This window comes from Moorena sp. SIO3B2, assembly GCF_010692525.1.
GTDB lineage: Bacteria > Cyanobacteriota > Cyanobacteriia > Cyanobacteriales > Coleofasciculaceae > Moorena > Moorena producens.
Genome location: NZ_JAAHHE010000007.1, coordinates 1 through 9,649, shown reverse-complemented (window position 1 = coordinate 9,649; position 9,649 = coordinate 1). Strand labels below are relative to the sequence as shown.

Sequence of the window (9,649 nt, the reverse complement as noted above, 5' to 3'; positions counted from 1 at the left end):
GTACTGTAATGGTTGTGGGGGTGGTATCCGTTAGGCTCACTACCACTTCGTTGTCGAAAGTCTCCCCATCGAGACTTATTTCACTGTCTTGATCCGCAGTAATGGTGATTTCTACTGGTCCAGCTGGCTCAGTGTCAAGAGCAATGGTATAAGTGCCAGACTCTCCCGCTTCCGCGATCGGGGAAATCTCCGTGATCAGCACTTGACCAGGAACAACTGCCTCATTATCAGTAATGGTGATCTCGGTGGCTGGGATATCGAGAGTATCAGGATATTTGTCTGAATCCTCGGTGTTGGTAATGGCGTAGCTGATGGTAGTGTTATGCTCACCTTCGACACTCTCGTCATCTACTGCCTGTACCGTAATGGTTGTGGGGGTAGTATCCGTTAGGCTCACTACCACTTCATTATCGAAGCTCTGCCCATCGAGACTTATTTCACTGTTGTCATCCGCAGTAATGGTGATTTCTACTGCCCCAGCTGGAACAGTGTCCAGAGCAATGGTATACTCCTGTGCCTCTCCTCCTTCCGTCAGAGGGGAAATCTCGCTGATCAACACTTGACCAGGAGCAATATCATTATCAGTAATATTGGCAGTGAATTCTGCAACTAAGCCAACAGCATAGCTTGGATCATCGGAAACCGTAATTTCGTGCCTGATTTGACTGCTGTGCTCTTCTTCAACTTGCTCATCATCTACCGGCTGCACCGTGATTTCTTTTTCCAGAGTCTCAGCGTTGAGAGTAATGACTTGCTCTTTGGCAAACTCTTCATCATCTACCTTGATTACACTCTGGTCATCAGCAGTGAGCTTAACTGTTACATCCCCAGTGGGTCGGGTACTTAAGGCAACTGTGTAAATTCCCTCTTGACCCTCTTGGACAGATACAAGATCATCGATGAACACGATTCCAGGGTCATCGTCTGCAATATTGGCAGTATATGATGGGCCTTGTCCGATAGGATAGTTCTCAGAATCTTCTGTATCGCTAACTCTGTGAGTGATGGTGCTAGTGTGAACACCTTCTACCAGAGCATCCTGAACTGCTCGTACCCTAATGGTTTCTTCCAGTTTTTCTGGGTTGAGGTTAATGATTCGCTGAGAGCCAAAGTTGATGCCATCGAGACTAATTGTACTCTGGTTATCAGCTTGGATAGTAATTTGTACTGCTCCAGTGGGAGGAGTATTCAAAGAAACTGTGTAAGTGCCTGAACCATTGTTTTCAGTGATCGTGATGGCCTGGCTGAAGATCAGCCCAGAGTCATTATCAGCAATATCGACAGTGACTTCTTCTGGTAGCTCGCCCAGGTCATAGTCTAGGTCTTCGGAAGCAATTTCATGGCTAATTTTGCTAGTGTGATCACCTTCGACCTGATCATCATCTAATCCCTGTACTGTAATTTCTTTTTCCAGGGTTTCAGCGTTGAGGATAATCTCTTGCTCAGGGGCAAACTCTCCGTCACCCACTTTGATTAGACTCTGGTCATCGGCTGTGATAGTGACTGTTACGTCACTAGTAGGCACAGTGCTTAAGCCAATTGTGTAAGTATCTTCTTGAGCTTCCTCAACAGACAAGGTGGTCTTACTGAAAACAATCCCAGGGTCATTATCTGTAATTGTGGCACTGAAGGAGCCGCTAGTTCCTAGAGGATAGTTAGTGGTATCTCCGGTTTCAGTCACTTTGTGGCTGATAGTGCTGGTATGAATTCCTTCAACCAGATCGTCATCAGCGGCTTGTACACTAATGGTTTCTTGGAGTTTTTCTGGGTTGAGAGTAATGACTTGCTCAGAGGCAAACTCCCCTTCACTTACCTTGATTAAACTATCGTCATCAGCGCTTAGAGTAACAGTTACCTCTCCGGTAGGCACAGTATTTAAAGCAACTGTGTAAGTTCCTTCCTCACCGCCTTCGATAATTGCGATCGCACCACCAAAAATTAGTCCAGGGTCATTGTCAGTAATGTCGATAGTAACATCCTTGATCTCCTGGCCTAGAGGATAATTGGTAGTATCACTTGAACCAGTAATTTCATGGCTGATAGTGCTGCTGTGGTCGCCTTCCACAGCGGTGTCATCAACCACCTGGACTGTGATAGTTTGTCGTGTAGTTCCTTGGAGCTGGATCGGAAGGCTAGGAGCAAAGTTTGTACCATCTGTGCTGATTCTAGTCTGTGGATCAGCGGTGATAGTGACTTCTACTGAACCACCTCCCACAGGAGGAGTGTTTAAACCAATTTCGTAAGTCCCGATATCCCCTTCAGTGAGATCGAGATTACTGATGATAACTACTCCAGGCTCATCATCAGTAATCTCAGCTATAACATCTGGAATTTCCAGATCCAGGGGATAGTTTGTGATGTCTTGGGATTCAGTAATCTCGTGGCTGATGGTGCTGTCGCGAAGACTCCTAAATTCAGCATCATCCTTACCGCGCACGGTAATGGTTTTAAGGGTCAGGTCACTGAATGTAACATCTTGAGTGGAAGCAAAGCTAGTACCATTATCAATACTGATTTCAGTCTCATCATCAGCTGTGATAGTAACTTTGACATCTCCAGTAGGCTGAGTGCTTAAACCAATTTCGTAGGTATCAGTACTGCCTTCAGTGACCTGAGGAGTACCAATGATAACTATTCCGATATCATTATCAGTAATTGTGGCAGTGACATCCTCAATGGGTGTGTTCTGATCGGAATAGTTTGTATCCTCTGAAGCAATGCTGTGGGTAATGATGCTGCTGTGAATCCCTTCCGGCGGCTGATCATCTACCGCCTGCACCTTGATTTCTTTTTCCAGTGTGCTTTGGTTGAGGGTAATCACCTGCTGTGATGCAAACTCTTCACCATCCACACTGATCAGACCTTGCTCATCCGCTGTAATAGTAACCGTTACATCCTGGGTAGGCTCGGTGGTTAAACTGATGCTGTAAGTACCCTCTTGACCCTCTGAGAGGGACAAATACTTATTGGAGATAATCACTCCAGGGGTACCATCCTTAATCTCGATATCAGTAGACCATGTTCCCTGTCTTTCAGGATATTGCGGATCCACAGAATCGGTAATTTGGTGAGTGAGGGTACTGGTGTGAAGACTTTCTACCTTGTCGTCTGTTGTACCTCGCACCGTGACAGTGGTTGGTGTAGTGTCACTAAGTTGGATATTTCGACTGGTGCCAAAGTTTAAGTTGTTCTGATCCAGAGCAAGTTCACTTTCCCCATCTGTGGTGATAGTAACTCTTACGGGGTCAGTGGGGGTGGTACTTAAGGCAACTTGATAGGTTGTCAAGTCTCCACCTTCCTCAGTGGGCTCGGTTGCTGGAGTGATGATTAGACCTGGGTCATTGTCAGTAATAGTGACAATGACATCTCCAACCTTACTATTTATTTTAAAATCTGAGCCATCCGGAGCCTCAGTAATGGTGTGGGTGATGGTGCTGGTGTGAGCTCCTTCGACGGTTGAGTCATCCTTAGGCTTGACGGTGATAGTTTTTGCCGATGTGTCACTGAATCTAACCACTTGGCTGTCGGCAAATGTGGTACCTCCTTCAATACTGATCAGACTCTGGTCATCAGCCTGAATAGTAACTCTTACATCTCCACCGGGATTCTGTAGTAATCGAAGTGTGTATTTCCCTTCATTACCCTCTTCAACACTATCTTCAACACCAGTTTGACCAAGTGGGGAAGTATCAAAAAAGAAAAGGTCAGAGCTATCATCAATAATCTCAATGGTAGCGTTATCTATTGTGGTTGTAGGATAGTTGTCGGTATCGTCTGTAGCACTGATTGTGTGGGTGATTGTACTTTCGTGAGGAGTCCCTTCTGATGGGTCGTTATCTTCAGTAGCCTGCACCTTAATGGTTTGGGGTGTAGTATCGCTAAGTGTGATAGTTCCCTGGTCTACAAACCCAGTCCCATCCGGCAATTTGATCTGACTATCGTCATCAGAATCAAGGGTGATTGTTACGTCCCCAGTAGGATTGGTGCTTAAAGCAATGGTGTATTCATTTTCGTCACCTTCTTGAATCTGACCAGTAGCTTGGGTGATGATTACCCCAGGATCATTGTCAGCAATAGTGACAGTGACGTCTCCAACCTTGCTCTCTTCAAAGTTTGAACTGTTTGAATTAGTAATTTCGTGGCTAATGCTGACTTTTTGAGGTCCGGTGACATCTGAGTCTTCAGTAGCCTGCACCGTGATAGTTTTTTCGGATGTGGTGCTATTGAGGTTGATGACTTGCTCGGAAGCAAATTCTTGGTCATCTTCTACCTTGATTAGACTCGACCCATTGGCTTTGATGGTGACTTTTATGTCTCCTGCATCAAGCCCGTCTGCTTTAATGGTGTACGTACCCTCTTGACCCTCTTCAATAGACAAAGTTTGGTTATCGAAGGTGAGCAGATCTGGGTTATTGTCAGTAATCCTGGGAAAGACCTGTCTAGTTTGACCTGGAGAATATTGTGCTTGTGTTGCCTCGGATTCAGTAATAGTGTGGGTGATGGTGCTGTTGTGCTCACCTTCTAAGGTGTTGTCCTGAATCCCCTGCACCGTGATTTCGGTGGTGAAGTCGGTTTCGTTAAAGGTTATCTCTCCGGAAGAGACAAAGGTGTTGCCCCCATCTAAACTAAATTGACTCTGACCATCACTAGTTTCGATTTCGACTGTTACGTCTCCATCGGGTGCGGTACTCAACCCAAATTCATAGGTACTATTTTCACCCCCTTCAATCGGTGTGGGGGTGCCTTGGATATATAGCCCTGGGTCATTATCGGTAATTTCAAGGGTGACACCAGTAAGTTCAGTATTTACGGGATAGTTGGTTTCGTCCTCTGTGGCTGTAACAGTGTGAGTGATGGTGCCGGGGTGAATACCTTCAGGAGTAGCATCATCTATAACCCGCACCGTAACAGTTTTTTCTGAGGTGTCACTGATTACGACGGTGTGTTGGGTTCTGAACCCCTGACCATCCACATTGATTTGACTCTGCCCATCAGTTCTGAGGGTAACAGTCACGTCTCCAGTTGGCGGGGTGTCTAAGGCAATAGTATATGACTGGTCAGCACTAGTTTCAGTAAGCTCGATAGTTGTCTGTGAGAGAATAAAGTCTGCCATAGTGATTCAAAATGTTTAGTTAGTTACCTATAGCAATAGCTAGTACCAATTGCTAATTAGGGATAGCTGCATCAGAATTGGCTTGGGGTTTGGGTCAATAGGAATTGGCTAAAGCGATTTCGGACACCCACTGGTATAGGTGTCGATCTGAGTTATCCATCCTCTGGCAATACAAATGCCCGACCGGGTTTCAATTTGTCTTAAAACCTTTCCCCAATTAATTTGACCCAGCGATTTTATTGTCTTCCCCTTGACCGATTTCTGTTCACCGGGAAAGTACCGAACTTACTGTGGGGCTAACTAGGGATTTTACATAGACTTCTCGAAAACTTTGCGTTTATAATAAATTACTGGCTTACCCCCCTTGAAAACTGCCCCACACCCATCAGAGACTGGAGTTGTTCAGGCATGAGCATTTCAGAGGTGTTTTGTGAAAAAAGTTTTAGGAATCATTCTCGGTGGTGGCGCAGGAAGCCGCTTATATCCACTAACCAAGCCCCGTGCTAAACCAGCAGTGTCATTGGCAGGTAAATACCGCTTGATCGATATTCCTGTCAGTAACTGCATTAATTCTGAGATTTACAAAATCTATGTCCTAACCCAATTTAACTCAGCATCTCTCAATCGCCACATTACCCGTGCCTATAATTTCTCTGGCTTCACAGAAGGGTTTGTTGAAATTCTACCAGCCCAAAAAACTGCGGAAAACCCAAGCTGGTTTCAGGGAACAGCAGATGCAGTTCGTCAGTATCTATGGTTATTTAATGGCTGGGATGTTGATGAATACCTAATTCTATCAGGAGACCACCTCTACCGGATGGACTATCGCTTATTTGTCCAACGTCACCGGGACACTGGAGCGGATATTACTCTCTCGGTTGTACCTATTGATGAGACACGGGCATCTAGCTTTGGCTTGATGCAAATTAATGATCGGGGCAAAGTGATTGACTTTCGGGAGAAACCCACAGGGGAATTGCTCAAACAAATGCAAGTGGATACTACTGTGCTTGGACTTACACCAGAAGAAGCCAGAAATAGTCCTTACATTGCTTCTATGGGAATTTATGTTTTTAGTAAAGCAGTGATGAAAGAAGTGCTCGAAGCTAATTCTGAACACACAGACTTTGGTAACGAAGTTATCCCAGCCTCGATGCCAAAGTATAACATTCAAGCTTATTTATTTAATGATTATTGGCAAGATATCGGCACTATTGAGGCATTCTACAATGCTAACTTATCCCTGACTCGTCAACCATCACCATCGTTTAGCTTTTATCAGGAAGATGCTCCGATTTACACCCGCGCCCGTTATCTACCGCCCTCAAAGCTTTTAGACTGTCGGGTAACAGAGTCAATAATTGGGGAAGGGTGTATTCTCAAAGACTGCCGCATTAATAACTCGGTATTGGGATTGCGATCGCGAGTGGAAGCTGGAACAGTTATCGAGGACACTTTAATTATGGGGGCTGACTACTATCAATCTTTAACAGAACGTCTCTCAGCCCAAGAACAAGGCCAAGTGACTTTAGGGATTGGTAAGGATACCGTTATTCGTCGTGCAATTATCGATAAAAATGCTTGTATCGGTAACAATGTCAAAATCTTTAACAAGGATCGTGTAGAAGAGGCCAACTGCGAAAGTGAGGGATTTTATATTCGTAATGGCATTGTTGTAGTGCTCAAAAATGCAGTAATTCCCCATGGAGCCGTGATTTAGTCCTATGGGATGGAAAGGGTAAGTTAATCCATATCAAAATTAGGCGCGCTGTAAGCATATGCGCTACGCGCACGCTACGCGAACAGCCCTTAGCGGTCAGCCGTCAGCCCTTACACGCTTACTTTAGACAGGCTTACCCTAAGGATTAGGGATTAGACACCCTTAGGCTAGGCATTAACTACTAAAACCATTCACCATTAACCATTAGCCATTAGCCTAAGACCTTGCTACCTAAGACCTTGCCCTAACCCTCAAAACACCCTTGACAGAGTATTACCATGTACGGAAATTGCGATCGCACCAGTGAGGAAGAACCGAACTAAGTTTACTTGAAACCTTTGTTACCCTGGCGTTGAGGTAGATAAACCATAATCGGCAATAACTGACCCCTTACGATCTTAGACGATTAGGAGACACTCTTGATGGCTGCGACCGACTTCAAAGACTATTACTCCATCCTAGGAGTCAGCAAAACTGCTAGTGCTGATCACATTAAAAAGTCCTTCCGGCGTTTGGCCCGGAAGTACCACCCAGACCTGAATCCTGGTGACAAACAAGCCGAGGCTCGCTTTAAGGAAGTCAATGAAGCCTACGAAGTGTTATCTGACTCGGACAAACGGAAGAAATACGATCAATTTGGTCAGTACTGGAAGCAAGCGGGACAAGGATGGTCTGGTGGTAGTGGAGTCGGTGTTGATGTTGGTGGCTTTGATTTTAGCCAGTACGGCAGCTTTGACGAGTTCATTAATGAATTGCTGGGTCGCTTTAGCACTGGTGCGCCCGGTGGTGCTGGCAGAAGTAGTCATAGCTACTCCTACAGTACAAGTACTTCTAGCTCTAATGGGTTTAATGATTTTGGTGGTTTTGGTGGCTATAGCAGCACGTCAGGCTTTAACAACACTACGGGAGCAAGTGCTGACCGGGAAGCAACCATTAGCCTCAGTTGGTCTGAAGCCTTTAATGGTGTCCAAAAACGTTTCAGCCTAGGTAATGAAACTATAACTGTCAGGATTCCCCCTGGTGCCAAACCCGGTAGTCGTATTCGGGTGCGAGGCAAGGGTCAGGTCAACCCCCTGAATGGGCAAAAGGGAGATTTGTATTTGAAAGTAGAACTCAAATCTCACTCTTTCTTTGAGTTCGATGGTGAGAATCTAGTTTGCGAAGTGCCAATCACACCAGATGAAGCGGTTTTGGGTGGGTCAATCGAAGTACCAACTCCAGATGGCTCTGTGAGTATGAATATTCCTGCTGGTATTCGTTCTGGTCAATCTCTGCGACTACGGGGTAAAGGCTGGTCTTTACCTAAGGGTGGACGTAGTGATCAGTTAGTGCGAATTACGATAGTAACTCCGAAAAACCTCACCAATCAGGAGCGGGAGTACTATGAAAAAATCCGTGAAAGTCGCCGCTTCAATCCCCGCAGTCATTTGTCCCAAGTTCGACTGTGATTATATCTAGCAGTGCTCAATTGGGTGATAGACTTTCCTGCTGGGTTAATGGGAGTAGGGAGTAGGCAGTAGGCAGTAGGGGTAAGACAATTGAAGGTACCTCATAAGAGGGTGTCGATGGCATTTAGGAGTGTTTCTACTTCGGCATTTGAATTTAGGAAAGAAAATAGATGTTGAAAGCGGAGTTTTCCTAGCTGATCTAAAAGAAATTGGCCAGGTAGGGGAGCACCAAGTGCTTGACCAAGGTTATAGGCGCGAAAGGTTCTACAGTTGGGGTCGCTCAGCAGTGGCATTTGTAAACTGAGATCGTTAACAACTTGTTGGCTTTGCTTGATATCTGTACTCGTAATCATTAACACCTCAACCCCTTTCTCAGTGAAACGTTGGTAGTTCTCATTGATGTTTTTGATGTGAGGGAAGCACAGGGGACAGTAATGCTTTTCTGTGAAAATGCGGGTGAATGCCAAGATGACCGGTTGTTTGCCCTGATAATCCGATAATTTGGTCTGACGGTTATTGGTAATATCTGGTAGCTCAAAATCAGGAGTCCTTGCTCCGAGTTGTAGCGCGTTAGTTGCTGGTACAGGCACAAAATTGTGGAAGAAGCGCTGATTGATTAAGCCACTAAAGTTAAGGTCTGTGAGCATCAGGGGTTCAATTCTCCTGGACAGGGTTAGTAAACAGCTAGAGAAAATGTCGCAGAGTCTACCAAAAACTTTTATTATTTGTTAGACTTAAATTAGGGTAACACCGACAGGGATTATTATGTAACTTAAATTAAAGCCGAAAACCAAGGGTTTAATAGTTGCGCTCTCGACCTACCGTGGAACGAACGTTTTGACATTTTTATGGCGCTCGCGGGATATTCCTGAGAGCTTTGGGAGATACCCCCTGGATGCGCAAGCATCTTGCATTGGCGGGCCAAGGTCTATCTTGGTAGACTTTGGTAGCTAAAAAGTATCGGAATAGTTTATAGTCACTGTTATAGTTTACCGATAGGCACCCTCAACTGTAGTTAGTTCAGGGAAAGCATGAATTAAGTGACTAATTTGATTACACAGACCGGAAAAGGGGAAAGAGGGGGAAGCGATGGAGATCAACGCTGGTCACCCCTTGAGAATAAGAAATCACATCAGTGATTAACCGGACTTAATTTTAATGATTCGATTAAACGCTGTAAACCTGACTCTACTGACCACTGAGCTGTAAAATCTAAACAGGAAGATGCGATTGAAATATCCGCTTGGGAATGTTTAATATCTCCAGGACGGGGAGGGGCAAATTTAGTTTCTGATTTCCACTGAGGAAAGCAAGTTTTTAGACTATCAACTAGCTGAAGTAAAGAAGTAGATTTTCCGGTGCCTAAGT

Annotated in this window: 4 protein-coding genes and 1 pseudogene; 2 read left to right on the top strand and 3 right to left on the bottom strand. The window is 45.1% G+C overall.

Annotated elements, in window-relative coordinates; translation table 11 throughout:
• Positions 1–5,113 (bottom strand): hypothetical protein (locus F6K38_RS02745; RefSeq protein ID WP_287356010.1); only part of this gene is annotated, 5,113 nt, incomplete at its 3' end.
• Positions 5,114–5,543: 430 nt separating this feature from the next.
• Between F6K38_RS02745 and F6K38_RS02740 the strand changes: the two genes are divergently transcribed.
• A complete protein-coding gene (locus F6K38_RS02740; protein ID WP_008186656.1) occupies positions 5,544–6,833 on the top strand; it encodes a glucose-1-phosphate adenylyltransferase in 1,290 nt (429 codons plus the stop codon).
• Between the two features lie 422 nt (positions 6,834–7,255).
• Positions 7,256–8,281, top strand: a complete 1,026-nt coding sequence (locus tag F6K38_RS02735) for a DnaJ C-terminal domain-containing protein (RefSeq protein WP_008186657.1) — start codon at positions 7,256–7,258, stop codon at positions 8,279–8,281.
• A gap of 101 nt (positions 8,282–8,382) precedes the next feature.
• On the opposite strand, the gene F6K38_RS02730 is transcribed toward F6K38_RS02735, so the two are convergent.
• Positions 8,383–8,928 (bottom strand): peroxiredoxin family protein, encoded by a 546-nt coding sequence (locus tag F6K38_RS02730; protein ID WP_008186659.1) that lies wholly within the window; start codon positions 8,926–8,928, stop codon positions 8,383–8,385.
• Positions 8,929–9,413: 485 nt separating this feature from the next.
• Positions 9,414–9,649 (bottom strand): annotated as a pseudogene (locus tag F6K38_RS02725) (NAD-dependent epimerase/dehydratase family protein); the annotation flags it as partial.